Consider the following 23,572-nt stretch of genomic DNA (forward strand, 5'->3'; position numbering starts at 1 on the left):
ATTACAGCGCTCAAATGAACAGAGAATTCACCGAAAGAAGATACTGGAGGGGGTAATGTCCGCTTCGCTCAAAATTCTTAAATCCCTTGATGTCCTCTATGCTGACGATGACACCGTTCTTTTAGAAGCACTTTCGTCCGTGCTCACTGGACACTTCCGCAGCGTGATAACCGCCACAAACGGACAGGAAACGCTTGAAAAATACCAAAAAAGAAAACCTGACGTCGTTATGCTTGATATTCGTATGCCCAAGAAAGACGGCCTCAGCGTCGCACAAGAAATTCGCGAACACAGTTCAGACACACCCATCATCATACTTTCAAGTTTTTGCGAACGCGAGGATCTACTGAAGTCGGTCAAGTTAAATCTCATTGATTTCCTGATAAAGCCCGTCGAATTAACCACGCTCCGTTCAACACTAGAGCTTTGCGCTACGCGCATCAGCAATAACGCTCATACCGGCCTTCGGCTGACCGATACCGTGCTCTACTTTCCCCAAGGAGCCACACTTGACACTCCCGAAGGGCACATTTCGCTGACACGCAACGAAAAAGTGTTTCTCGACTTACTCCTCCAGAGTCGCGGCAAGCTGGTAAGCATCGACACGATAGAAGAAGTGGTCTTTGACGACAATATGAGCTTGCCAGCCCTGCGTAATCTTGTGCTTCGATTACGCAAGAAAATCGGCAAGCAAACCATCATCAGCTTCAAAGAAATGGGATATCTGATCCGCTAACCTAGTCACTCCTTCAAACAGCGCAGTCGATATAGTGATCACTGCCTGCCCGTGGTTCGACATCCAGGAAGTTACAAAGCATTCTTTCTCCAAATTGAGTCAAAATACTCTCCGGATGAAACTGCATGCCATAGAGAGGTTTGGCGCAATGTTCAATTCCCATAATCGTTCCATCGGCGGTTGTTGACGTGACTTTCAGTTCAGCGGGAAGCGGTGGAATGCCAACGAGCGAATGGTAACGCCCAACACGAATCCCTTGCGGCACGGTGCGATAAATTGTACTGCCATCGTGGGTAATCGCACTACTTTTTCCGTGAAACACCGTGCCAGTTGGAGCGACCGTACCACCTAGCGCAGCGACTATCGTTTGATGCCCCAAACAAACGCCCAAAATTGGCGCATCATACTCACGGATAATGCGGGCGCTTATGCCATCAGGATCGGGGCTTGAAGGGCCTGGCGAGATAATCACTTTATCCGGATGCAGACGGAGAACATCGTCGTAGCTGATTTCATCAGGCCGCCACACAGTAATCTCGTCATAGTTCGCCAGAATCTGCACAATGTTGTACGTAAACGAATCGTAATTATCGATCATAAGTAACATGAATATCCTCCATCTCCACAGCGGCTTCAATCGCTTTTAATAAGGCTGCCGCCTTATTGTGACACTCCTCATATTCCTTATCAGGTTCACTTTCAGCAACAATACCCGCCCCCGCTTGCACAATCACACGCTGATCGTCAGTATGAATCATCGTACGGATTGCGATGGCGGTGTCCATATTACCGTTATAGTCAAAATATCCCACCACGCCACTGTACACATTACGGGCGATCGATTCATGTTCAGCAATAATTTCCATCGCACGGATTTTGGGCGCACCGGAGACCGTACCTGCGGGGAAAGTATCGCCCAACATCGAAAGCAGCCCTTTTCCCTGCTTCGCGTCAACCGTGCCAACAACATTGGAAACCATATGCATGACATGTGAATAGTGCTCAACGATCATGAGTTCTGTCACTTTTACACTGCCGGTTTGACAAAAACGCCCAAGATCATTGCGTGCCAGATCAACCAGCATGACATGTTCGGAAATTTCCTTTGGGTCACCTTTCAAATCCTTTTCCAGCAGTTGATTTTGCTCTGGTGTGGGCGCAATGCGTCGCGTTCCCGCAATGGGACGAAGATACGCCGTATCATCTTTGACTTTCAGGTGCATTTCTGGCGAAGCGCCAACTAAACGGTATGAGCCAAAGTCGAGGTAGAACGTGTACGGCGACGGATTAATACGACGAAGTGCTCGGTACAGCGTAAACGGATCGACATCACCATGCGCAATAATCCGTTGCGAAAGCACCGCCTGAATAATTTCTCCGGCAAAAATCTCTTTTTGTATCGCTTCAACACTCGCCTCGTATTGATCGCGAGGAAACTGCTGTTCGATACGCAGTGGTGTGCGACGTGGAACACAGTATTCAACACGCGCCGTACGCAGCTTATGCCCAATTGCGGTAAGCTGCGCAAATGCCGCATCATATTCCGATTCGTCTTGAAGTGTAAAAAGGAAGCGGAGCATACCATCCCAATTATCGATTACCAGCAGCTTGTGAAATTCGAACAGGTGAATCTCAGGTAAGCCTAATTGGTCATCGCGATGCCGCGGAAGTTTTTCGAAAAAACGGGCGGCATCGTAGCTAATGTGCCCCACATAGCCACCAGAAAAATCGGGGAGTTGTGGATCTTTCCCATATCCGCGATTTTGAAAAATCGAATCGAGATAATCGAGGGGCTTTTGCGTTCGCGCCACACCATCAACATACAACGTCCCTTGACGAACCTGAATCTCACTGTTCGCTTCTATTCCCATAAATGTGTAGCGGCTCCACTTGCCGCGCTTTTCAACGGATTCAAACAAAAACGGGCTTTCTAAAATTTTGGCAAGCAAAACCGGGGTAAACAGATCGCAATCCCACACGCCCTGAACAAGATAACGGTTATGGGTTTTGGCGTACTCTACAAAAGCTGATCGAGTCGTTATTTGCATACAGAAACTCCCCAGAAAATAAAAAAGGCCGTGGAATACATTCCACGACCGGTAGTTCGGTTAACGATCGTGGCAGCCAACATGCTGCCACGCACAAAAATGGCGACAGCGTTTATCGCCACCAACGCCATGAACAAGAGAATAGAGTTACTGCAACACGATATTTCATCGGTGTTTTCTCCTGAAAATTATCGAGTGTAAATAATACGCCAAGCTTGCTTCTGTCAAGAGTAAAACCGTACATCGTTGCATTCATCACAACGTCCCGGCAAGAAAAGTCATTGAAATCACACACACTTCCATGTCATATTCCCCCGTTTTTCATTTTCACGTATAAAGGATTCCCATGCAACGCAACGACACTATTCGCAATATCGCCATTATTGCCCACGTTGACCACGGCAAAACTACCCTTGTTGACCAGATGTTCCGCCAAAGCGGCCTTTTCCGCGCGAATCAAGAAGTTGATGAGCGGATTATGGATAATATGGACATTGAAAAAGAGCGCGGCATTACCATCGCGGCAAAGAACTGTTCGGTCAACTGGAAGGGAACCAAGATCAATATTCTCGACACACCGGGTCACGCTGACTTTGGTGGCGAAGTTGAGCGGGCACTTATGATGGTGGATGGCGCTATCTTGCTGGTGGATTCGTCTGAAGGGCCATTGCCACAAACGCGCTTTGTACTGCGCAAAGCACTCCAAGCGAAACTTTCGGTTATTGTTGTTATCAACAAAATAGATCGCCCTGATTCGCGTATTGCCGAAGTCTTAAACGAAATCTACGACCTGTTCATTGATCTCGAAGCAACAGATGAACAAATTGACTTTCCAGTGCTCTATGCGATTGCGCGCGACGGTATTGCTCGCCATCAACCAGATGACGCCAGCGAAACGCTCGAACCACTGCTAGATACTGTCATCGAAAAAATTCCCGGCCCGCGTCACAAAACAGAAGAGCCTTTCCAAATGCTGGTTGCCGATCTCGACTATTCCGAATATGTAGGCCGCCTTGCTATTGGTCGAATCGCCCACGGCACTATTCGTAAAAACGAAAGCCTCATCTGTATTGGCGAAGACGGCAAACATATCGCGTTGCGCGCAACGAAACTGCAAGTGTACGAAGGGGTTGGGATGGTTGATGTCGAAGAAGTCGCGCCCGGCGACATCCTCATCCTTGCCGGGATCGAAGATGTACATATTGGCGATACCATTTGTACTCGTGAAAATCCCCGTACGCTGAAGCGAATTACGGTTGACGAACCAACCGTTGCTATGCGCTTTGCGCCTAACAGCTCGCCGTTTGCCGGCCAAGAAGGGAAATTCGTTCAGTCCACCAAGATTCGTGAGCGCCTGATGCGTGAAACCTTACAATCGGTAGCCATCCAAATCGAAGAAACCGAAGTGGGCGACGCATTTATCGTCAAGGGGCGCGGGGAATTACAAATGGCAATCCTGATCGAAACCATGCGCCGTGAAGGGTACGAACTTTCGGTTGGTCGCCCTGAAGTCATTATGAAAAAGGATGAGAGCGGGAAGGTGCTAGAGCCGATTGAAGATCTCTACGTCGATTGCGACGAAGCCTTTATGGGGATTGTTACCGAAAAGCTTTCGATGCGCAAAGGGCGTATGGTAAATATGGTGAACAATGGTTCTGGGCGAATCAGAATCCAATACCATATCCCTTCACGCGGCTTGATTGGCTACCGCAGCGAGTTTATGACGGACACACGTGGTACGGGCATTATGAACTCACTTCTGCACGGATACGAGCCGCACCGCGGCGAATTCCCAACGCGCCTGACGGGATCACTCGTCAGCGATCGCAACGGCGTTACCAACTCATACGCGCTCTTCAACCTTGAGCCACGCGGCATACTCTTTACCTACCCAAGCACCAAAGTGTACGAAGGGATGATTATCGGTGAGCACAACCGCGACAGCGACTTGAACGTGAACTGTTGTAAAGAAAAGAAACTCACCAACGTCCGTTCGTCGAGTAAAGATGATGCACTCACACTCACGCCAATCCAACCGATGACCCTGGAACGGGCTATTGAGTTCATCCGTGACGATGAAATGATTGAAGTCACGCCGAAGAGCATTCGACTTCGCAAAACGATTCTTTCCGCACAAGAGCGGCAATCAATGCACAGCCGAATGAAACGCGCTGACGCCTAACCATCACAACACCGCAAAACCCCTCAAACATCCCATGCGATTGAGGGGTTTTGTTTTTCCGGCGCGTCATGCGCATGATCGCACTTGCCTTAAAACAGGGTTTTACCCTATAACCACTCATTATACTACCGACAAGGAGTTTGCCGTGACATCACCATTCGAGTTCGATGCCAACGCCATATTTGACTCCCTTTGTCTGGATCACACCGTTATCATGTTACTCATTGACCCAGCGCAGTATGGTAAGATCATTGACGCCAACTCCGCCGCCTGTCAGTTTTATGGCTATAGCCGCGAGCAACTTTTACAATTCCATATTTCTGACATCAACACGGCAACACCGCAGGAAATACAGCAGGCGATGAACCGCATGAGAATAAAACAGGAAAATGTCTTTCTGTTTAAGCATCGCCTTGCCAGCGGAGAAATTCGTCGCGTAGAAGTACACTCGGCTCCCGTTATCTGCCGCAATCAACGGGTATTATTTTCGATTATCCATGATCGCGAAGCCGCATGTCGTGAACAAGAAGCACAACAAAGCCTGTTAGAACGCTTGCAACAAGAAGTCGCCGTATCGCGTCAGAAGCATTTGATTCACAGCCGACTGGTTTCAACGCAGGTACATCAGCTCGTATGGGAATCGCTCTTGCGCAATCTGAACAACCACTTGGAAACACCACTGCGCACGTTAGAGCTTCTACTTGATCATATGCAAGTCGCCCAAACGCCTTCCACGTGCGAAGAGATAGAGGGTGACGATCCCGAATACCGTTCCGACCAGATGCTCCCGAAAAGTCTGCTCATGCTCCAGGGAATATCGCACACCATCGAGACGTTCCAATATTTCTTTTCTCTGTCGCGTCTGCGCGATGAGTCCTTCTATTTAGTGATTGCGGTTCAAGGAGCCGTGCAGGTTTCCTGCATCCCTTTCCAGAACCCACCAATACAGTTACAGATCACCGGCGATCATACACTCGTTCATTCCGGCTCACGTTTTGCGCTCGGCTGCGCCGTGTTGTTCCTCATCAATAATGCCGCCGAAGTGTTCCAAGAGCGTGCCGAACATGTGAAAAAACCCATACTTTCCATTTCAATCGGCTTTCAGGATGACTATAAAGCCATCGCTATTACAGACAATGCCGGCGGAATTGATCGAGCCGTGCGCGACACGCTGTTTGACCCTTCCGTGACAACACATCAAGCACGCAATGCTCTGGGGATGGGGTTGTACACCGCACGTTTAATGATCGAACGTGAGTTCGGGGGCTGGCTCACTGTCACCACAGACTCCCAAGGCTCAACCTTCACTATTCTCCTGCCGAATACGGGCGATAGCGCGGTAACCGAATGAGTTACATTCAACTCACCATCAGTGATGATGAGCTGCAAGCCTTCCTAGAAGTAACGCCAGCGATCTATCACTCATTAAACCCAGAATCCTTTGTCGAAGAAGCAAGAAATATCCTGATCGACAATGGGATTAAAGAGCGATTTATCTGGGTTGATGTCCTCCAGAATATTCAGGATATCCTGGTCAGTCATCGCATTACAGCACCCTACCGTGATCTGGTTGCCGCAGGCATTCCTCCGCAAAACGGCGAAGACTCGCAACTTACTTTTTATGTTGCCATGAACCCAGCGGTAGGCAAGGCAAATACTGAAAGCGACAAAGTGGATTACAAAGAGCGCAACTATGTGCAAGTGGTTACGAAAGGGACACTACTTGCCGATCTTCGCAAACCGACCGAAGGGGTCGATGGAAAAACCTTACGCGACCAGCCTATTCCCGCTATTCCCGGTGAATTGCGCCATGTCGTGAAGTTTGCTGCAGACCAGATTCAACTCTCCGCGCAGGATGAATCGTTTCAGTATACCGCGTTAAAAAAAGGGTGGCTAAAGTTTGAAGGTGGCGTCCTGTCCATCGAACGGTCACTCGTCGTTCCAAGCCATATCGACATTACCACGGGGAACATTCGCAGCACGGGAGATGTCACGATTCAGGGCGATATTCGCGACGGATTTGAAATTGAAACTGATGGCGACGTCGTTATTCAGGGCAATGTTGAGCGTAACGCCCGTATTACGGGGCGCGATATTTCCGTTGGAGGCGTCTGTCACGGCATTGTACGCGCAGCTAATAATTTTTCATCAAAAGTGCTGGAATACACGTATGTCACGGCGGGAAACCTTGTGGCGGTAGATACGGTATATCAATGCCGCATCTACGCCTCGTCAATTGTTGCCGATAACGTTAAAGCCTCACTATTACAGGCTTCAAACCTGATTCAGGTGGAAAGCGTTCACCGTACCGAGCAAAATCCGACCACGCTGATTATCCTGCCACATATCTATCTGCACCGCACACTCAATGCCTTTTATGCCGAAATGTCGTATCAATTCTTTCAGCGCGTCGTCCTTGAACGTGAAGCAGGCATAAAACCCAATGCGGAACAAACGGCAGCCATAGAGACGATAAATTCCGAATTGCATGCGATGGTGCAACGCGTGAGTTCTATCACGCAACAAAACAACGGCAAGGTCAAAGCCAAGTTTCTTGGCAAAGGGACAGTGGTAACGATGTACGGTCACCAGCGTAAAATGGTTTCTGACTATGCCAATATCGACTTGCAATTTAACCCCGAAACGCGACGCATTATCGGAGGGAATATATGAAGCTGATCAGCGTTGACGGCTTACGTCCCGGCATGAAACTCGCGCGGGATATTATGCTTGGGAAAAGCATACTCATTTCGCGCACCATGCCAATCACCGATAGCGTCATTGAACTCTTGCACGGCTCCGGTTTTCAGGGGCGGATTGTAGTTGAAGAGAATGGCCCTCCGCCAGCGATACGCTTCCGCGATGGAGCACACCGCATACCAATTCTGGAAAAAGCACACGGCATCGTTGAGCTGACAGGTGATGTTATCGTAGAAACCTTTGTCGAAGAAGGGGCTCGCCTCTGGTGCGCTGGTGACCTGACGATTCGCGAAGACATCCTCCCTTTTGCCCACATTTTATGTACCGGAAAAATGATTGTTCAAGGGAGCGTTACGGGGGCAACGGCGGTTGCAGGCGTCAGCTTGGAAGTCGGCTCTGCAGGGAATCGTTACGGCATCCCCACACTCCTTGGAACGATAGATATCCAACAAAGCTTTGCCCAATTGCGCCAACACCAAGGACATCAGGAGCTTCAAACTATCAACGAAAAAATTACTGCCATCTCACCCGTCCTCGCCAGCTACTCGCAACGGACACGGCAAGGGGATAAACTGACTGCCGATGAAGTAAAGCAGGTCAAGAAACTCATTACCGTCTATTCTCATTTACAACAACTGCGTCAGCGGCTAATAGATCAGGCCAATACCGCCTTCCCTATTGCCACGAATACGATTACCGTTCTGGAGAGTGTCTTCCCGGAAGTGTGCTTGCGCATAAACGAAACATTTTTTACAACCGAAAATAAATATCCAAGCCTGTCGCTGACTTTGCGCGATGGAAAAATCGTTTGCTCACGAAACCAACTCAAAGAAAAACAACAGGCATATACGGTTCCTAGCTCAGAAAAAACCGCCGCAGAGTAGGCGGCAGCCGTTCGTTATAGGTTTCCCCATACCAGCGAACGATGAATCCATCCACGATGCCCCTCGGCATGTTCAACCTGAACCCATTCGCCACGCTTTGTAAGCACCTTGTAAGCCACACCGCGCGTTGTTTTGAACAGCACTGGCGAACTGGTACTATTCGATTGCCGGACATTGATGTTGTCACGAATCACAATCACACTCGGCACCGACGCACTGACAACACTGTTGTGAATCCAGCCGCGATCTTTTTCAAAATCCTCGACCTGATACCACTGTCCCTGCTGGCGGACGATTTTCAGCGGATAATACTTGCCGAGCGTCCATAAAACGCTGCTCTGCGTTGATGCCTGAGATCGCAGATTGACCCGATCGCCTGTCACGCTGAGGTACGATCCCAAAACTGGGGAGAGGAAGAGAAGTGCGGCGAAAATCGCCATAAGAAGCTTTGGCATATCTTTTCTCCTTCAAATTTTGATTGGGGGACTTGTACCCTATTTGGGCGGTTGAAACAACCTTTTTAGGCTCATCGCAGGCTGATTTCCATCTTACAGTGTCGCACCACGATACCGAAAATAGGCAGAACACGCCCCTTCTGAACTCACCATACAGCTTCCCAACGGACTGTTTGGCGTACAGCCAACACCAAATGCCGGGCAGTCCGTTGGTTTTGCAAGTCCACGTAAAATAGCCCCACAACAGCATATTTTATGGTCATCAATCGGGGTATCCGGCAGGATATCGTGAAAAATCACCTCGGCATCGCGGTGCGAAAACTCCGCGCGCAGTTTGAGCGCACTCCGTGGAATATCGCCGATTCCCTTCCAGCGAAACGACTCCCGTGGCTCCATACAGCGATCAATCATCGCGCGCGCATGGGTATTTCCTTCCCACGTCAGGCTCCGCTGATAGACATTGTGCACCGTTGCCTGGCCAGCACTTGCTTGGGCAATAACGGCGCGTACCGCCTCCAGAATATCGGCTGGTTCAAATCCGCTGACCGCAACCGGTGTGCGATACGCCATTGCGATTTCCCCATACGCAGCCATACCGCTGATAGCCGTCGCATGCCCCGGAGCCAGAAAAGCATTCACGCGCGACGTTCCATCCTGCATCAGGGCGTGGATCGGTTCCGGAACCGTCACATGGTTGATGTGAAAGAAAAGATTGTTGATGTGTTGTGCTTCCGCCTGTTCGAGCAGGGCGGCACTCATCGGCGTAGTGGTTTCAAAACCAATGGCAAAGTAGACAACCGTTTTGTCCGGATGCTTCCGCGCAATGTCCAGAATATCGAGTGGGGAATAGACGAAACGGATATCGCCACCTGCCGCCCGTACGTGCTGCAAGCTTTGGGTGGAACCGGGGACGCGCAGCATATCGCCCAGCGTCACCAAAATAACATCGGGGCGCGCCCCAAGAATGCACGCGTGATCAACTCGCTCTTTGGGCATAATGCAGACGGGACAACCGGGGCCGTGGACAAAGTTGATGGCCGGCGGCATGAGCTGATCCAGACCATACTTCATGATCGAATGGGTATGCCCACCGCAGATTTCCATAATATGCAGGGGATGCGGTAAGCACTGGGCTTCTTCGCGAATTGCTTGAGCCAGACGGGTGATGACGACGCCATCGCGAAGCGTAGCGGTGAGAGCGGTAATGTCAAGGGTCATGGTGTTACTCCGAAATATTTACCTCAGCAGCAATAAAGGTTTATTACTTTGTTCGATCATGAGAGCGGTAAAGCTGCCAAACAGCGTACTGCGTAGCCGCCCCTTACTGAAGGCACCCATCACCATCATGTCGATATTGTGAGTTTTCTCGTATTCCAGCAGGGTGTGCAAAGCATCGCCTTCCAGTAGTGCCGTGGTCACTTCGATACCATTTTCTGTTAACAGTTTTTCCGCGTGAACAAGGAGCTTGCGCCCCTGTTGTGGATCGCTGGTGACCGTGACAACATGGCAAGGGACGGTTTTGAACAAAGGGCTGTGCGATACTTTTTGCAACGCTTTTTCACTGCATTTGGAACCATCATACGCCAGCATAATCCGTTTTGGCGGGGCGAATTCCCCCATCACCAGCAGCGTTGGCAGAAAGAGCGAACGGATGATCTCTTCGACTTGCGTGCCAACGCGTACTTCAGCGCGCTCACTATCTTCACCGCGCAGACCGATTACGAGCACGCGCATCTGATCCGCTAGATCTGTCAGGTTTTCATACAGATGGCCGTGGCGCTGAAGGGTACTGGCTGTAGCACCAAGAGCGGCGGCGCGCCCTTGGGCGCGCTGCAATGCGGCTTTGCCTTTGGCAATCCGTTGCTTGCTGGTGTTGTGATCTTCGTTACTCAGGTTTTCCAGCAGCTCATCACGTGCGCCAAAACCAATACTGCCGGAGGCATCAGTCGTGGCTTCTTTATGGCGATGCTCGACAGTGTTCAGAAAAGTCAGTGGGCGCTGAATGCGGGCGGCAATCCACGCGCTGTAATCGGCAACGGTATCGCTCAGGGGCGAACCATCAATGCAGCCAACTATCATCCGGTTTTCGTCATTCATTAGTGACCTCCCAGGACACGTTGCAGCTCTTCGGGTTTATCGTGCAGACCGAAGCGGTCAATAATTGTTTGCGTTGCAGTATTTTGCCCAATGAACTCAACTTCCGCCCCTTCGCGGCGCAACTTTACCACGACTTTATCTAATGCAGCCACCGCGGAAATATCCCAAAAATGGGCGCGACTGAGATCGATAACCACTTTTTCAATGACCTCTTTAAAGTCAAAGAACTCAATAAAGCGATCTGCTGAGTTAAAAAACACTTGGCCGATCACGCGGTAGGTGCGCACATTGGTCGCTTCGTCAAGTTGACGTTCACAATACAGGAAGTGGCTGATACGGTTGGCAAAAAAGAGCGAAGCGAGCAATACGCCAGTTAAAACACCGTAGGCCAGGTTATGTGTTCCGACCACCACCACAACCGTTGCGACCACGACAATGTTTGTCGAAAGTGGATAGGTGCGCATCCGCCGCACATAACCCCAGTCAAAGGTTCCAATGGAAACCATGATCATAACCGCAACCAGTGCGGCCATTGGGATCAAAGAGATATACTCGCTCAGAAAAACAACCATGATCAGCAGGTAAACGCCAGCCGAAAGGGTCGAAAGCCGCCCCCGTCCGCCAGATTTTACATTGATAATCGATTGCCCAATCATCGCGCAACCAGCCATGCCGCCCAGCAAACCGGACGCGATATTCGCAATCCCCTGCCCCTTGCATTCACGGTGTTTATCGCTCTTTTCATTGGTTAGATCATCGACAATCGTAGCGGTCATCAGCGATTCTAACAAACCAACGATGGCCAGCGCGGCAGCATACGGGAAAATGATTTGCAGCGTTTCCAGCGTCAGCGGCACATCCGGCCATAAAAAAATCGGTAGCGTGTCCGGCAGCTGTCCCATATCGCCAACGGTGCGCACGTCGATATGGAAAAGCACGGCAATCGCGGTGAGCGACAGAATGGTAATCAGCGGCGATGGCAACATTTTGCCAATTTTAGGAATCAGTGGGAAAAGGTAAATTATCGCCAACCCAGCGGCTGTCATGGCGTAGACGTGCCAGGTAACATTGGTAAGTTCGGGAATCTGTGCCAGAAAAATCAGGATCGCCAGCGCATTGACAAAACCAATGACAACGGCACGGGCGACAAAGCTCATTAAGTGAGCGATCTTGAGGTAGCCAAGCACGATTTGGATCACGCCAGTTAGTAAGGTGGCGGCCAGCAGATATTCCAGCCCATGTTCTTTGACCAGCGTGACCATCAGTAACGCCATGGCTCCAGTAGCAGCACTAATCATCCCCGTTCTGCCCCCCACAAAGGCCATGACCACGGCAATACAAAACGAAGCGTACAAGCCGACCTTCGGGTCAACCCCAGCAATAATCGAAAACGCAATCGCCTCTGGGATGAGTGCCAACGCGACCACCACACCGGCAATCAAATCGCCGCGCACATTGCCAAACCACTCTTTTTTTGTCGATAACAGTACCAAAACAATTCCTCGTTCCATGGTAAATAGTATGCAAAACAGTACGAAAGCCTACTGACAACACGCCAAGCGTCATTCAGAAAACGGGGGACGCTAACAGAAATCAATATGGAGTGCACGGAAAAAAATGACATGACCGTGCACTGGGAAAATCCGCATGACTCACGGTAAACAACGCTTCGTTACGGGCACATCAATAGCATGGAAGTCTGCTATTACCGTTTTTTTGCGCGGAGATACAGGCGGCGCAACAGGTCGATAGACACCCCGCTATGATACCCCAAAAGCATACATTGATTAATGATAGTAGTACGGCACACACCGAGCTGCTGCCAGCGCCGAGCCGAGGTAATAACCGCGCTTGGTGCAAGCATAATGCGGCCGCACTGCCGCAGGCGACGCATGAAGGCATAATCTTCCATAATTGGCAGTGGCGGGAACCCGCCTATTTCCGCAAAAATCCGCTTTTCTAAAAAAATTGCCTGATCGCCGTATGGTAACTGAAGCCACTTGGCGCGGAGGTTGGTCATCCATGCGACAAGGCGCATCTGCCACCCACCGCCATCGGTTTGAAAGTGGAAGGCTCCCGCTACCGTCGCTGGATCTTGCAGCACCGCGCGGATCTGCTCGCCAAACTGCTCCGGCAAACGCGTATCGGCATGGAGGAAAAGCAAAATATGCCCAGATGCTTCTTCCGCGCCGCGGTTGAGCTGAGCAGCGCGGCCACCATGACAAATGAGCACGCGCGCGCCGTGACGTGCAGCCAGCGCGATGGTATCATCCGCACTGCCCCCATCGACGACAATGACCTCGCACCGCTGATCGTGCGGGATGGAAGCAAGGGTTTTTTCGATGATTGCTGCCTCGTTAAACGTTGGAATGACGATGGAAATTTTTGGCGCGTGAGCAAAAATTTCGGCAAATCGTTCGTCGTCGCGGAGCACCATAAGGTCTTCGGCGGTATCGACATCGCTGAGCATGGGCAATTCGGCAACCTGCAATCCATGCTGCTGGCAGATCTGCACCGTTTGCTGGCGCACAACATCAGTGCCCCAGTCTATCGCCTGAAACAGCGCCGCACACGGTTTTTTCAACCCTATCAAGTAGTATCCACCATCAACCGTTGGGCCAATAACCACGTCTGTCTCTGGCTTTTCGAGCTGGTCAAAAGCCTCTGCCAGCAACTGTGGGGTGATGGCGGGAATGTCGGAACCAAGGACAAGAGTAGCCGCACTACCATGAGCGAACGACTCGCCAAAGGAGTGGTGCAGCCGCGCACCAAGGTCGCCCAGTGGCTGCGAAGTGAAGTCGATATCGCTTCCCAACCAAGCGCGAAAGTCACGCGGATGGCCACCGGAATAACTGACGTGCAGGCGAATACCGTGAGCCGTGGTTTGGCGCAACTGCCGCGCTGTCGTGATGGCGTGCTCGGTCATGCGGCGTTGCAGGAGCGCCGCTTTTGCGGCACCCAGCGTCGGAATCAGGCGGGTTTTGGTTGTGCCCGCCTGCGGGTAGCGAGTGAAAAGAATGAGCTGTCTACTCACACTCGTCACATTTCCCGTCGCACCCTTTTTCTTTCGACGCTTTGCCTGAGCCTTTTTCTTTTTTCTCTTTGATTTTCTTGGGGTCACAGAGTTGTTTTTTCTTTTCCGCAACCGCTTTACACTTCTTACAGAGAAATGCCCCCGGATGCGGATCGGTCTTTGATTTCCCTTTTAGACAGGAACCCATACTTACCCCCTTGGTTGTGCTCTATTGGCGATGCGCTTGCGGCGCCACATATCCCACATGACTGTCGCGGCGATGAGCGTTAAGAGTACCTTGCCCTGCCATTCAAAGCGACCAATTTCGTAAATGGAATACGCTTCAATCAGGAGTGCCGGAGCCTTCCCAAGAGAGCTGGCAAGAAAAAACAGAAGAAAGGAAACTTTACCAACAGCAGCTCCCAACGTAGCAATAAATGAGGGGATAAACGGGAGAACGCGCAGCAGCAGTATGATCGAGAAGGCTTGCGAGCCGGTTGCTTTCACTAGCTTTAGCGCGCGTGGATAACGGCGGAGTGTCGTTCGGGCGCGACGGCGAAACCCTGCGCGATACACCCAAAAGGCAACACCAGCGCCAATCGCCTCGCCCGCAAACGAAATGAGTACCCCAGGCCAGAATCCAAAAACCAAAAGATTGGCTGCTGTAATCACAAACGTCGGTATGACAGCGCTAACGGCAATAGCAACATTGCAGGCGATGCTGATGGCGATAGCCCAGTACCCCCAGGAACGGAGAAAAATGACAAACGTATCAAGATATTCGTGCATGTTGGGAAATTGTGCCTTTCCATTAGTTAACATCTACTCTGTATGGCAGTCTAGCGCAGGTGCATGGGTTTGCTCAATAGGATTACAGCTTGTGATTGCGGCGCAGATGTTTTGGCATGATGAGGTGGTGAACTTTTCCCGTTGATTTTCATGAGGAAAGTTTGTTACGTTCCCGCTTGATCACATATGGCGCAGTTAACAAAATTCATTAGGAGTGCAGGTGCATGCCAAGACAGCTCTGCAATAGATTCATCATAAGCAGCATAGCGTTCATCGTCATAATTTTTTCTCCCAACGGAATTTTTTTTGGCAACCACCTCAATTTGTCGCAACAAATCTGGAGTGTTGACTCTCTCTGCGAGTCACAAAGCACCGACACCGTCGGTTTCCATCATGGGCATAGTCACTCGTTTCATACCAACTCGGAGTGTGGTAGCGATGATCACGCCTATCACAGTCATGACTTCAGAGCCGAGTTTTTAGAGACGGACTTTATGGAGATGTTTTCTGTGGAAGGTGTTTTTCCTGTCGTCGGTATTGTCGCTCCTGATGTTGTGCATGAACTGTTTGATCCCCCGAAAACACGACGACTTCTCCCTGTCGAAACATTCACGTGAGGTTGCTTGAAGCTCTCTCGTTGGAGCATGAGTGACCGATCTGTTTTTCATTTTCTAACACTGTGAGGTCAGCAGGAATGTCGTTTCACCGTTACACAAAGCTCGGTTCGCGCGTGCCGCGCCTCGTCGAGCCACGCGTGTTGTTTTGCCTTTTGCTTGCGATTTTTTTTACGGTTACCGCGTATGCGCATGGTGTAGCCGAAGGAGACAAGGGCTACATCCAAGAGATCAGTGGTGTTCACTTGCTCCCCTTCGTGTACCTTGGCGCCAAACACATGGTGACAGGCTACGATCACCTACTCTTTTTGGCTGGTGTCATATTTTTCCTGTATCGCTCGAAAGATATTGCGCTCTATGTCAGCCTTTTTGCGTTTGGTCATTCTGTTACCATGCTGTACGGGGTCTATGCGGCGGCCAATGTCAATGCGTACATTATCGACGCTATTATCGGATTTTCCGTCGTGTATAAAGCCCTCGATAATTTGGGAGCGTACCAACGCTGGTTCGGCTTTCAGCCGAATACGAAAATTGCCACTCTGGTATTCGGTCTCTTTCATGGCTTTGGCCTTGCGACGAAGATTCAAGAATATGAGCTGGCCAGCGATGGCCTTTTGCCCAATCTGCTGGCATTTAACGTCGGGGTCGAAATTGGCCAGTTGCTGGCGCTTGGCACCATTCTCATCGTCATGGGATTTTGGCGCAGAGCCGATGCTTTCCTCAAGCACGCCTACACTGCCAACGTGGCGCTGATGTGTGCGGGTTTTCTTTTGATTGGCTACCAACTCACTGGTTTTTTTGTATCCTAAAATTATGGAGTATTGAATATGTATAACGCGAAAGTTCCCACAAAAGCAGAGCTTCCCTCCACTGGAAAGCTATTGACATCTACAGCGGTTGCCGCTTTGATTGCCGGAATCATCCTCATTACCGCTGTACTGCCGGCAGAGTATGGTATTGACCCAACAGGGATTGGCCACACACTTGGCCTCGTCCAAATGGGCGAAATCAAGACGTCTCTCGCCGAAGAAGCGGCACAAGAGTTGATTGTCGCACCGGTCGCAATCTCCAATGAACAGCCAATTCAAGTTCAAGTGCAATTAGGAGAAGCGGAACCGCCCACACCTGCAGAGCACGTATCAGTCGCCGTAGAAACCACACCTGTTCAACAAGAGCACGTGAAGACCATTACACTGAAACCCGGTCAAGGCGCTGAGATTAAGCTCACCATCCGCAAAGATGTGAAGGTGGCGTATGAGTGGTTCACCGACGGCAATCCCGTAAACTACGATGCTCACGGGGAACCTTTTGGCGCCGCGAAAGATTTCTATCATGGCTATGGCAAAGGGCGAAACGAAGTCCGCCAGTCAGGCGAACTGCACGCGGCTTTTGACGGTACCCATGGATGGTTTTGGCGTAATCGGTCGCAAGGTGTCGTAACCATCACGTTGAAAACACGTGGAGAATACGAAACAATTAAACGCGTCATCTAAACTACTCTCATCCTCTGTGGCGGGCTGTAAGCAGAGCGGGTCTGCGCTCGCCACAGAATATTTTCAGGAAGTATGGATGAGAGATAAACCCAGAGGGGCACATCAAGACTCAGGGGGTTCTTCGAAGAAATCGCTCACTCTCCGTAATTGTCAATTCTTTGTAGGGTTCCCGATTTCCCTTGCCCGTCCTGCAAAAAATCAGTAAACATTCTCGTGATTTCTTTCTCATCTTATCAACCAGCGAACCATGATGTATTTGCGTCACGAGGTGTCTTATGGCGACTCCTGAACCATCGGCTTTAGCTTCGGATGATCCGCGCCTGAAAATCGTCGAGCGCACTATCAAAAAATTCTCTCACCAGCCTGATGCTCTGATCGAAGTACTCCATACCGCGCAGGAGGCGTACGGATTCCTGTCTGAAGCGTTGCTGGCGTACGTTGCCGAGCAGCTCAAGCTCCCCGAAAGCCACGTCCTTGGCGTGGCAACGTTTTACCATTTTTTTTCTCTCAAACCCAAAGGGGAGCGCAGTTGCATCGTTTGTACGGGCACGGCGTGTTACGTCAAAGGGGCGGGTGAAATCGTGAGCGCCATTGAGGAGCAGTACCAGGTCGCGCCGGGGCAAACGTCGGCGGATGGCAAGCTGAGCCTCGGTACAGCGCGCTGTCTGGGCAATTGCAGTATGGCACCGATGCTTACGCTTGACGATGCCGTCATTGGCCGCGAAAGCGCCGCGCATGTACTGGAGCGGATAGACGCACGGCTCAGTGAAGCGAACTCATCAGCGGTAAACGAGGTGCACACATGAATCGCGCCGACTTACAGCAACTCGCCGAAACGGTTCAGGAACAACTGGCCGCGCTTGACTGGCATATTCTCGTCTGTTTTAGCACCCCGTGTTTAGCTTCTGGTGCCGCTGCCATCAAAGAGGCGCTGGACGCCGCCTTGCAAACAGCGGGACTTCCCGCAACCGTCGCCGTAACCGCCACGGGATGTGTCGGCCCGTGCAGCCGTGGGCCGCTCGTGACGGTGAAACAGCGTGGGCGTGCCGATGTGCTGTACGAAAAAGTAACGCCAGAATTTGTGACCCAGATTGTCGATGCACTCAGTCAGACTCAGCTACCAACAGCACAGCAAGTCCCCGCCGATCTCCCCTTTTTTCAAAAACAGAAACGGATTGTGCTCGAAAATAGCGGCAAGATTGATCCAGAAAATATCGAACAAGCTATCGCTGCCGGTGCTTATAGCGCACTTGCCAAAGCGATTGCCGAAATGACGCCAGACGAAGTGTGTGAAGAAATTGTGAAAAGCGGCCTGCGCGGGCGTGGTGGCGGAGGCTATTCGACCGGCCTCAAATGGCAACTCGTCCGCAAAGCTCCGGGCAATAAAAAGTTTATCGTTGCGAATGGTGACGAGGGCGACCCCGGCGCCTACATGGATCGCACGCTGATGGAATCTGACCCGCATCGTATCCTGGAAGGGATGGCGCTGGCCGGATATGCCGTTGGTGCCGAACAGGGCTATGTCTACGTGCGCGGCGAATATCCGATTGCCGCCAAGCGGCTGCAAAAAGCTATCAAGGATGCCGAACGTGCCGGTCTGCTTGGTGGCCGCGTACTGGACGGAAGTTTTAGCTTTCGTGTCGATGTCCGTATCGGCGCCGGCGCCTTTGTGTGCGGCGAAGAAACGGCGCTCATGGCATCGATCATGGGATTACGTGGCCAACCTATGCCACGCCCACCGTATCCGGCGCAAAAAGGATTGTGGGGCTTGCCAACGCTCCTGAATAACGTCGAAACCTTTGGCAATATCGCCCCGATTATTCGCGATGGTGCTGAGGCCTACGCGGCCATTGGTACACCGAAGTCGCGCGGCACCAAGATTTTTGCCCTGTGCGGCGAAGTCGAAAACAATGGCCTTATCGAAGTGCCAATGGGAATTTCGCTCCGCGAAATCGTGTACGATATCGGCGGCGGTGTGTCCAATAATCAGCAGTTCAAGGCCGCACAAACCGGCGGCCCCAGCGGTGGCTGCATCCCGCAAGAGCATCTTGATACACCAGTGGATTATGAAAGTCTCCAAGCACTTGGTTCGATTATGGGTTCCGGCGGCCTCATTGTCATGGGCGATAAAACGTGCATGGTCGATGTGGCAAAATTCTTTATGGAGTTTTGCCTTGATGAAAGTTGCGGCAAATGCACCCCATGCCGAGCCGGAACGGCACAACTCTACCGTCTGCTGAATTTGATTTCGAATGGCAGCGCCACCGAAAAAGAGCTGCTTCAGCTCGAAGAGCTGTGCGTCATGGTGCGCGATACCTCGCTCTGCGGTCTGGGAATGAGCGCGCCCAATCCGGTGTTAAGTACACTCCATTACTTCCGAGATGAATACCTGGCACATATCCGTGATCGTCATTGTCTGGCGGGCGTTTGTCGCATCAGCGAAGTGCCGCGTCTGGATATGGCAGATGAATTACTGCGCCGTATCGCGGCTGGCAGACTCGATGGGGAGGCGCTCTCATGTCCGTAATTACGCTGACCATCAACGGCGAACTCTGTAGCGCCCGTGCTGGACAAACCCTGCTGGCGGTGATCCGCGAGCATGCCATTGTATTGCCGACCTTGTGTCAACTGGATGGGATCGAGGCGTGGGGCGGATGTCGCCTGTGCGTTATCGAACTCAGCACGAATCCTCGCCCGCAACCGGCCTGCACCACGTATGTGCAGGAGGGAATGGTGGTGACGACGGACAGCGAGAAGTTGCATACCTATCGGCGCATGATCGTCGAACTGCTCTTGGCAGAGCGCAATCACACCTGTGCCGTATGTGTTTCGAGTGGCAACTGCGAACTCCAGAGTGTGGCGGCGCAATTGGGGATTGATCACGTCCGCTTTGATTATCTTTTCCCGAAACTCGCGATGGATACCACGCACGACCGCTATGGTCTGGATCAAAACCGCTGCATCCTCTGCACCCGTTGTGTGCGCGTCTGCCGCTCGGTAGAAGGAGCCTGCACGTGGGATATCGGCGGACGTGGCTTTACTAGCCGCCTGATTGCCGATCTTGATCGTCCGTGGGGCAAAAGTACCTCGTGTACCGATTGCGGCAAGTGTGTCCAGCTTTGCCCAACGGGGGCGCTTTTCCGACGTGGAGCGACGGTGGCGGAAATGGTCAAAGAAAAATCGTTTCTGAAGCGGATTCTGGCGAATCGTGCTCATAGTGGAGGACGAGATGAATAAGAATACTTTTCTATGTTTTTCCCTCGGTAAGCTTTTGCCCCATTGGCGCGAAGCCTGCTCGGCAAGACCCCGCACGGGGCGGCCACAGGAGGTGCCAAAGTCCGGCAGTATGTCCATGGATGGGCATTATGCCGGATCTCCGAGGCAGGCGAGTAAGCCAAAGGGAGAGCAAAAGCGCGAGGGCACTTTACTTTGCTTCTTTCTTTTGGTGTCAAAAGAAAGAAGAATAAAACGTATTTTTCTTAATGCGAACTATCGCGTCGCGCGGGTGATGCGATGAGTACCAATTCACCAAAACTCCGACTGGCAACCATTTGGTTTGGCGGATGTTCCGGCTGCCACATGAGTTTTCTCGATATCCATGAAAAACTGATAGACCTTGCCGAGCAGGTTGATGTCGTCTACAGCCCACTCGCGGATACCAAGGAGTTCCCGCACGATGTCGATATTACGCTGGCGGAAGGGGCGATTACCAATGTTGAAAATCTGGAATTACTCAAGCAAGTGCGCGAACGGACAAAAACGTTGGTGAGCTTCGGCGACTGTGCGATTACAGGCAACGTCACAAGCCTGCGGAATTTTTTCCCTGTCACGGAACTGCTCAACGCCGTCTATCACGCCGGCCCCGGCAAAGCGCCCCATGGCGCCGAAGCGGTCAAAGAGCTTCCGGCACTGCTGCCTAAGGTGCTGCCGATTCATCATATTACCGATGTCGATGTTTTTTTGCCCGGCTGTCCGCCTGATCCCGAACGGATATGGAGTGCTGTCAGTGCGCTTCTTCAGGGGAATCCCGTCGAGCTCACACCATCACAACGGACATTCGGGTAAGGGGGGCGGTATGAGTCAGAAAATTACGATTGAGCCAGTAACTCGCATTGAAGGTCATGCCAAAATAACTATTTTGCTGGATGATGCCGGTACAGTAAGCGACGCTCGCTTCCACGTTACCGAATTTCGCGGCTTTGAAAAATTTTGTATTGGGCGCAGTTTCCGCGAAATGCCAGGAATAACCGCCCGCATTTGCGGAATTTGTCCGGTCAGTCACGCGCTGGCTTCGTCAAAAGCGGGCGATGCTATCTTTGGCGTCCAGATTCCACCAGCCGCGGCACTGCTACGCCGTGTGATGAATTGGGCACAGATAGTGCAAAGTCATGCCCTGAGCTTCTTTCATCTCAGTGGTCCCGATTTGATTTTGGGTATGGAAAGCGACCCCGCGAAGCGCAACATCTTTGGTTTGATGCAATCGCATCCAGAGATTGCCCGTAATGGCATTACGCTGCGAAAGTTTGGGCAAGAGGTGATCCGCATTCTCGGCGAACGGAGTGTCCACCCGACATGGTCGGTACCGGGTGGTGTGCGTGAACCGCTCAGTGCTGCGGGGCGCGAGCAGATCGCACAGATGCTTCCCGAAGCCTTCACCATTGCCCGCCAAGCACTCAACCTCGGTGAAGAGGCGCTGGAGCGTCATGCGAAAGAGCAACACGTGTACGGAAATTTCCCCAGCCTTTTCCTTGGCCTTGTCGGAAAAGAGAATGCACTGGAACATTATGATGGCGATTTGCGCCTGATTGACGCGCAAGGGCGGCAGCTTGAAAAAATTGACCCTGCCCGCTTTGGCGATATCATCAGCGAAGGGGAAGCGGAATGGACCTATCTCAAATTTCCTTTCTACCGTGAAGGGGGCTTTCAGGAGAAGGGGATGTACCGCGTGGGGCCGCTCGCGCGTCTGAACATTGCCGATTTCTCGTCTACGCCACTTGCCGACCGCGAGTTGCGCCGCTTCCGGCAGTGGGGCGAATGGGGGCAGCCCGTTGTGGCGGGGTTCCTGTATCATCAGGCACGTTTAATCGAAATTTTACACGCCCTAGAGTCTATCGAACAGGCGCTGGCCAGCCCACATATTTGCGATACCCATGTGCGCAGCCGCGCGCGGGTCAATCAGCTCACCGGGGTGGGCGTCACCGAAGCACCGCGCGGCACACTGTTTCACCACTACGAAGTCACCGATGACGGCATTTTGACCAAGGTAAACCTTGTTATTGCAACGGGGCAGAATAATCTGGCAATGAACCGGACGGTAAAGCAGATTGCCAGTGCCTATCTTAACGGAACGACGATCACGGAAGGGCTTTTGAACCGCATCGAACATGGCATCCGCATTTACGATCCATGCTTGTCGTGCTCGACTCACGCGGCGGGTCAAATGCCGCTGTTGGTCGAGCTGTATAGTCCAGATGGTGTGTTACTCGATCGGTGCGAGCGCTAAGTCGTGATTTTATTTATTGGCTACGGAAATACGTTGCGGCGCGACGATGGTGCCGGGCGGGAGTTTGTAAGCCGCATTGCGGCACGCTTCCCGCAAAATATGGTGCGCGTGCTGGAATGTCACCAGTTGATGCCGGAGCTTGCGCTGGACATTGCATCGCCTGATATCACAGCAGTCTACTTTGTTGATGCTTCGGTCGCGACTATGCAGGGGAGAATCCGCACGATAGAACGAGCATCCTTGCCACCAAGCACCGGACATCACTTGACGCCATCATTATTACTTGATTTGTCATATGTGCTGTATCAGGTTGCGGTGCCCGCTTGGCTTATAGAGATTCCAGCATTCGACCTTGATTGTGGCGAAGGACTCAGCGCACCGTGCGAGCTGGAAATGTCAACTGTAGTGCAGAATGTGACAGAATATTTGGAATTTGCAAACGTTCCATAGTAACGATAATTGTCATTAAAAATGTCGGTTACGTTTCGCATAAAATTCCACTATACTGCTCTTCATACTCTGAGGAGGTGATTCTATGGCAACGGATCTGAAGTATGAGTTTTCGTGGGAATTATTGGGTGACATTGAGCAAGGGCGCCCGAATTTAGGCAATTCCACCCGTTTAGAAGTGTATCGGTTGATGCAGTTTTGCTTCCGTGATGTTCTGGAAAAACGGTATGGTGCCGATGAAACAGACAAAATTTTTTATGACGCTGGGTACACAGCTGGCAAAGCGTTCTACACGAATCTGATAGGGTACCAAGAAGACTTGAACGAGTTTGTCAAAACGCTGCAGTCGCTCCTGAAAGAATTAGGTATCGGCATTTTACGGGTCGAAGAAGCCGATCTCGAGCAGGGAAAGTTGACGTTGACGGTTTCGGAGGATCTCGATTGCTCCGGACTTCCAGAAAGCGGCGACGAACTCTGCACATATGATGAAGGGTTTATTGCCGCGCTGCTCGAAAGCTTTACGGGGAAGAAATTCAGTGTCAAAGAAGTTGATTGTTGGTGTACGGGGGACAGAACCTGCCGTTTTTCGGCACAGGTAGTGTCGTAAC

General features: G+C 51.5%; 25 protein-coding genes. 16 read left to right on the plus strand and 9 right to left on the minus strand.

What is annotated here, in order from left to right; genetic code table 11:
• Positions 1-55: 55 nt before the first annotated feature.
• On the plus strand, positions 56-736 hold the full coding sequence (locus P304_RS0100070; protein WP_027388876.1) for a response regulator transcription factor: 681 nt from the start codon (positions 56-58) through the stop codon (positions 734-736).
• A 13-nt stretch (positions 737-749) separates the two neighbouring features.
• Here P304_RS0100070 and P304_RS0100075 read toward each other — a convergent pair whose 3' ends face one another.
• Both P304_RS0100075 and P304_RS13165 read right to left on the minus strand, forming a co-directional pair.
• On the minus strand, positions 750-1,343 hold the full coding sequence (locus P304_RS0100075) for an anthranilate synthase component II (RefSeq protein WP_027388877.1): 594 nt from the start codon (positions 1,341-1,343) through the stop codon (positions 750-752).
• Positions 1,324-2,784, minus strand: coding sequence for an anthranilate synthase component I family protein (locus P304_RS13165; RefSeq protein ID WP_034763427.1), 1,461 nt, complete (start codon positions 2,782-2,784; stop codon positions 1,324-1,326). The genes P304_RS0100075 and P304_RS13165 overlap by 20 nt, the downstream gene beginning before the upstream one ends.
• 30 nt (positions 2,785-2,814) lie before the next feature.
• Between P304_RS13165 and P304_RS16990 the strand changes: the two genes are divergently transcribed.
• From P304_RS16990 to P304_RS0100100, 5 genes are all read left to right on the plus strand, one after another.
• Positions 2,815-2,985, plus strand: coding sequence for a hypothetical protein (locus tag P304_RS16990; RefSeq protein WP_160164982.1), 171 nt, complete (start codon positions 2,815-2,817; stop codon positions 2,983-2,985).
• A 145-nt stretch (positions 2,986-3,130) separates the two neighbouring features.
• Positions 3,131-4,966: a translational GTPase TypA gene (gene typA, locus P304_RS0100085; RefSeq protein WP_027388878.1), complete on the plus strand. Its 1,836-nt coding sequence runs from the start codon at positions 3,131-3,133 to the stop codon at positions 4,964-4,966.
• Positions 4,967-5,111: 145 nt separating this feature from the next.
• Positions 5,112-6,317, plus strand: a complete 1,206-nt coding sequence (locus P304_RS0100090) for an ATP-binding protein (RefSeq protein ID WP_027388879.1) — start codon at positions 5,112-5,114, stop codon at positions 6,315-6,317.
• Positions 6,314-7,639, plus strand: a complete 1,326-nt coding sequence (locus P304_RS0100095; protein WP_027388880.1) for a FapA family protein — start codon at positions 6,314-6,316, stop codon at positions 7,637-7,639. The genes P304_RS0100090 and P304_RS0100095 overlap by 4 nt, the downstream gene beginning before the upstream one ends.
• Complete coding sequence (locus P304_RS0100100; protein ID WP_027388881.1) at positions 7,636-8,550, plus strand: FapA family protein; 915 nt, start codon at positions 7,636-7,638, stop codon at positions 8,548-8,550. The genes P304_RS0100095 and P304_RS0100100 overlap by 4 nt, the downstream gene beginning before the upstream one ends.
• 14 nt (positions 8,551-8,564) lie before the next feature.
• On the opposite strand, the gene P304_RS0100105 is transcribed toward P304_RS0100100, so the two are convergent.
• The 7 genes from P304_RS0100105 to P304_RS0100135 form a co-directional block, all read right to left on the minus strand.
• A complete protein-coding gene (locus tag P304_RS0100105; RefSeq protein ID WP_027388882.1) occupies positions 8,565-9,005 on the minus strand; it encodes an SH3 domain-containing protein in 441 nt (146 codons plus the stop codon).
• 93 nt (positions 9,006-9,098) lie between these two features.
• Complete coding sequence (hypD, locus tag P304_RS0100110) at positions 9,099-10,223, minus strand: hydrogenase formation protein HypD (protein WP_027388883.1); 1,125 nt, start codon at positions 10,221-10,223, stop codon at positions 9,099-9,101.
• Positions 10,224-10,241: 18 nt separating this feature from the next.
• Positions 10,242-11,102: a universal stress protein gene (locus P304_RS0100115; protein ID WP_027388884.1), complete on the minus strand. Its 861-nt coding sequence runs from the start codon at positions 11,100-11,102 to the stop codon at positions 10,242-10,244.
• On the minus strand, positions 11,102-12,595 hold the full coding sequence (locus tag P304_RS0100120; protein ID WP_027388885.1) for a SulP family inorganic anion transporter: 1,494 nt from the start codon (positions 12,593-12,595) through the stop codon (positions 11,102-11,104). Before P304_RS0100120 ends, P304_RS0100115 begins: the two co-directional genes overlap by 1 nt.
• A gap of 212 nt (positions 12,596-12,807) precedes the next feature.
• On the minus strand, positions 12,808-14,136 hold the full coding sequence (locus tag P304_RS16450; RefSeq protein WP_152514451.1) for a TIGR04283 family arsenosugar biosynthesis glycosyltransferase: 1,329 nt from the start codon (positions 14,134-14,136) through the stop codon (positions 12,808-12,810).
• Positions 14,129-14,323 carry a hypothetical protein gene (locus tag P304_RS16860; protein ID WP_027388887.1) on the minus strand — a complete coding sequence of 65 codons (195 nt, stop codon included), beginning with the start codon at positions 14,321-14,323 and terminating at the stop codon, positions 14,129-14,131. Before P304_RS16860 ends, P304_RS16450 begins: the two co-directional genes overlap by 8 nt.
• Before the next feature lie 2 nt (positions 14,324-14,325).
• Positions 14,326-14,937, minus strand: a complete 612-nt coding sequence (locus P304_RS0100135) for a TVP38/TMEM64 family protein (protein WP_084417438.1) — start codon at positions 14,935-14,937, stop codon at positions 14,326-14,328.
• A 290-nt stretch (positions 14,938-15,227) separates the two neighbouring features.
• Here P304_RS0100135 and P304_RS0100140 point away from each other — a divergent pair, with 290 nt between their 5' ends.
• The 10 genes from P304_RS0100140 to P304_RS0100190 all read left to right on the plus strand — a co-directional run bounded on the left by P304_RS0100140 (position 15,228) and on the right by P304_RS0100190 (position 23,571).
• Positions 15,228-15,521 (plus strand): hypothetical protein, encoded by a 294-nt coding sequence (locus P304_RS0100140; RefSeq protein ID WP_160164983.1) that lies wholly within the window; start codon positions 15,228-15,230, stop codon positions 15,519-15,521.
• 77 nt (positions 15,522-15,598) lie between these two features.
• Positions 15,599-16,327, plus strand: a complete 729-nt coding sequence (locus tag P304_RS0100145) for a HupE/UreJ family protein (protein WP_027388890.1) — start codon at positions 15,599-15,601, stop codon at positions 16,325-16,327.
• 18 nt (positions 16,328-16,345) lie between these two features.
• Positions 16,346-17,011 (plus strand): hypothetical protein, encoded by a 666-nt coding sequence (locus P304_RS0100150; RefSeq protein WP_027388891.1) that lies wholly within the window; start codon positions 16,346-16,348, stop codon positions 17,009-17,011.
• A 275-nt stretch (positions 17,012-17,286) separates the two neighbouring features.
• Complete coding sequence (gene hoxE / locus P304_RS0100155; RefSeq protein WP_027388892.1) at positions 17,287-17,817, plus strand: bidirectional hydrogenase complex protein HoxE; 531 nt, start codon at positions 17,287-17,289, stop codon at positions 17,815-17,817.
• A complete protein-coding gene (locus P304_RS0100160) occupies positions 17,814-19,538 on the plus strand; it encodes a NuoF family protein (RefSeq protein ID WP_027388893.1) in 1,725 nt (574 codons plus the stop codon). Before hoxE ends, P304_RS0100160 begins: the two co-directional genes overlap by 4 nt.
• The gene (gene hoxU / locus P304_RS0100165; protein WP_027388894.1) at positions 19,529-20,248 is read left to right on the plus strand and encodes a bidirectional hydrogenase complex protein HoxU; all 720 of its coding nucleotides are present in this window, start codon (positions 19,529-19,531) and stop codon (positions 20,246-20,248) included. Before P304_RS0100160 ends, hoxU begins: the two co-directional genes overlap by 10 nt.
• A 276-nt stretch (positions 20,249-20,524) precedes the next feature.
• Complete coding sequence (locus P304_RS0100175) at positions 20,525-21,076, plus strand: NADH-quinone oxidoreductase subunit B family protein (RefSeq protein ID WP_027388896.1); 552 nt, start codon at positions 20,525-20,527, stop codon at positions 21,074-21,076.
• Positions 21,077-21,086: 10 nt separating this feature from the next.
• Complete coding sequence (locus P304_RS0100180) at positions 21,087-22,514, plus strand: Ni/Fe hydrogenase subunit alpha (RefSeq protein WP_027388897.1); 1,428 nt, start codon at positions 21,087-21,089, stop codon at positions 22,512-22,514.
• A gap of 3 nt (positions 22,515-22,517) precedes the next feature.
• Positions 22,518-22,964 (plus strand): hydrogenase maturation protease, encoded by a 447-nt coding sequence (locus tag P304_RS13170; RefSeq protein ID WP_034763432.1) that lies wholly within the window; start codon positions 22,518-22,520, stop codon positions 22,962-22,964.
• An 85-nt stretch (positions 22,965-23,049) separates the two neighbouring features.
• The gene (locus tag P304_RS0100190) at positions 23,050-23,571 is read left to right on the plus strand and encodes a V4R domain-containing protein (RefSeq protein WP_027388898.1); all 522 of its coding nucleotides are present in this window, start codon (positions 23,050-23,052) and stop codon (positions 23,569-23,571) included.
• The last annotated feature ends 1 nt before the right edge of the window (position 23,572 follow it).

It is taken from the genome of Chrysiogenes arsenatis DSM 11915 (assembly GCF_000469585.1).
Classification (GTDB): domain Bacteria; phylum Chrysiogenota; class Chrysiogenetes; order Chrysiogenales; family Chrysiogenaceae; genus Chrysiogenes; species Chrysiogenes arsenatis.

Excerpts from the sequence above, each read along its gene's own strand:
- P304_RS0100070 (WP_027388876.1), top strand. The coding sequence starts at position 56 with ATGTCCGCTTCGCTCAAAATTCTTAAATCCCTTGATGTCCTCTATGCT.
- P304_RS0100075 (WP_027388877.1), bottom strand. The coding sequence starts at position 1,343 with ATGTTACTTATGATCGATAATTACGATTCGTTTACGTACAACATTGTG.
- P304_RS13165 (WP_034763427.1), bottom strand. The coding sequence starts at position 2,784 with ATGCAAATAACGACTCGATCAGCTTTTGTAGAGTACGCCAAAACCCAT.
- typA (WP_027388878.1), top strand. The coding sequence starts at position 3,131 with ATGCAACGCAACGACACTATTCGCAATATCGCCATTATTGCCCACGTT.
- P304_RS0100095 (WP_027388880.1), top strand. The coding sequence starts at position 6,314 with ATGAGTTACATTCAACTCACCATCAGTGATGATGAGCTGCAAGCCTTC.
- P304_RS0100100 (WP_027388881.1), top strand. The coding sequence starts at position 7,636 with ATGAAGCTGATCAGCGTTGACGGCTTACGTCCCGGCATGAAACTCGCG.
- P304_RS0100105 (WP_027388882.1), bottom strand. The coding sequence starts at position 9,005 with ATGCCAAAGCTTCTTATGGCGATTTTCGCCGCACTTCTCTTCCTCTCC.
- hypD (WP_027388883.1), bottom strand. The coding sequence starts at position 10,223 with ATGACCCTTGACATTACCGCTCTCACCGCTACGCTTCGCGATGGCGTC.
- P304_RS0100115 (WP_027388884.1), bottom strand. The coding sequence starts at position 11,102 with ATGAATGACGAAAACCGGATGATAGTTGGCTGCATTGATGGTTCGCCC.
- P304_RS16860 (WP_027388887.1), bottom strand. The coding sequence starts at position 14,323 with ATGGGTTCCTGTCTAAAAGGGAAATCAAAGACCGATCCGCATCCGGGG.
- P304_RS0100135 (WP_084417438.1), bottom strand. The coding sequence starts at position 14,937 with ATGTTAACTAATGGAAAGGCACAATTTCCCAACATGCACGAATATCTT.
- P304_RS0100145 (WP_027388890.1), top strand. The coding sequence starts at position 15,599 with ATGTCGTTTCACCGTTACACAAAGCTCGGTTCGCGCGTGCCGCGCCTC.
- P304_RS0100150 (WP_027388891.1), top strand. The coding sequence starts at position 16,346 with ATGTATAACGCGAAAGTTCCCACAAAAGCAGAGCTTCCCTCCACTGGA.
- hoxE (WP_027388892.1), top strand. The coding sequence starts at position 17,287 with ATGGCGACTCCTGAACCATCGGCTTTAGCTTCGGATGATCCGCGCCTG.
- P304_RS0100160 (WP_027388893.1), top strand. The coding sequence starts at position 17,814 with ATGAATCGCGCCGACTTACAGCAACTCGCCGAAACGGTTCAGGAACAA.
- hoxU (WP_027388894.1), top strand. The coding sequence starts at position 19,529 with ATGTCCGTAATTACGCTGACCATCAACGGCGAACTCTGTAGCGCCCGT.
- P304_RS0100175 (WP_027388896.1), top strand. The coding sequence starts at position 20,525 with ATGAGTACCAATTCACCAAAACTCCGACTGGCAACCATTTGGTTTGGC.
- P304_RS0100180 (WP_027388897.1), top strand. The coding sequence starts at position 21,087 with ATGAGTCAGAAAATTACGATTGAGCCAGTAACTCGCATTGAAGGTCAT.
- P304_RS0100190 (WP_027388898.1), top strand. The coding sequence starts at position 23,050 with ATGGCAACGGATCTGAAGTATGAGTTTTCGTGGGAATTATTGGGTGAC.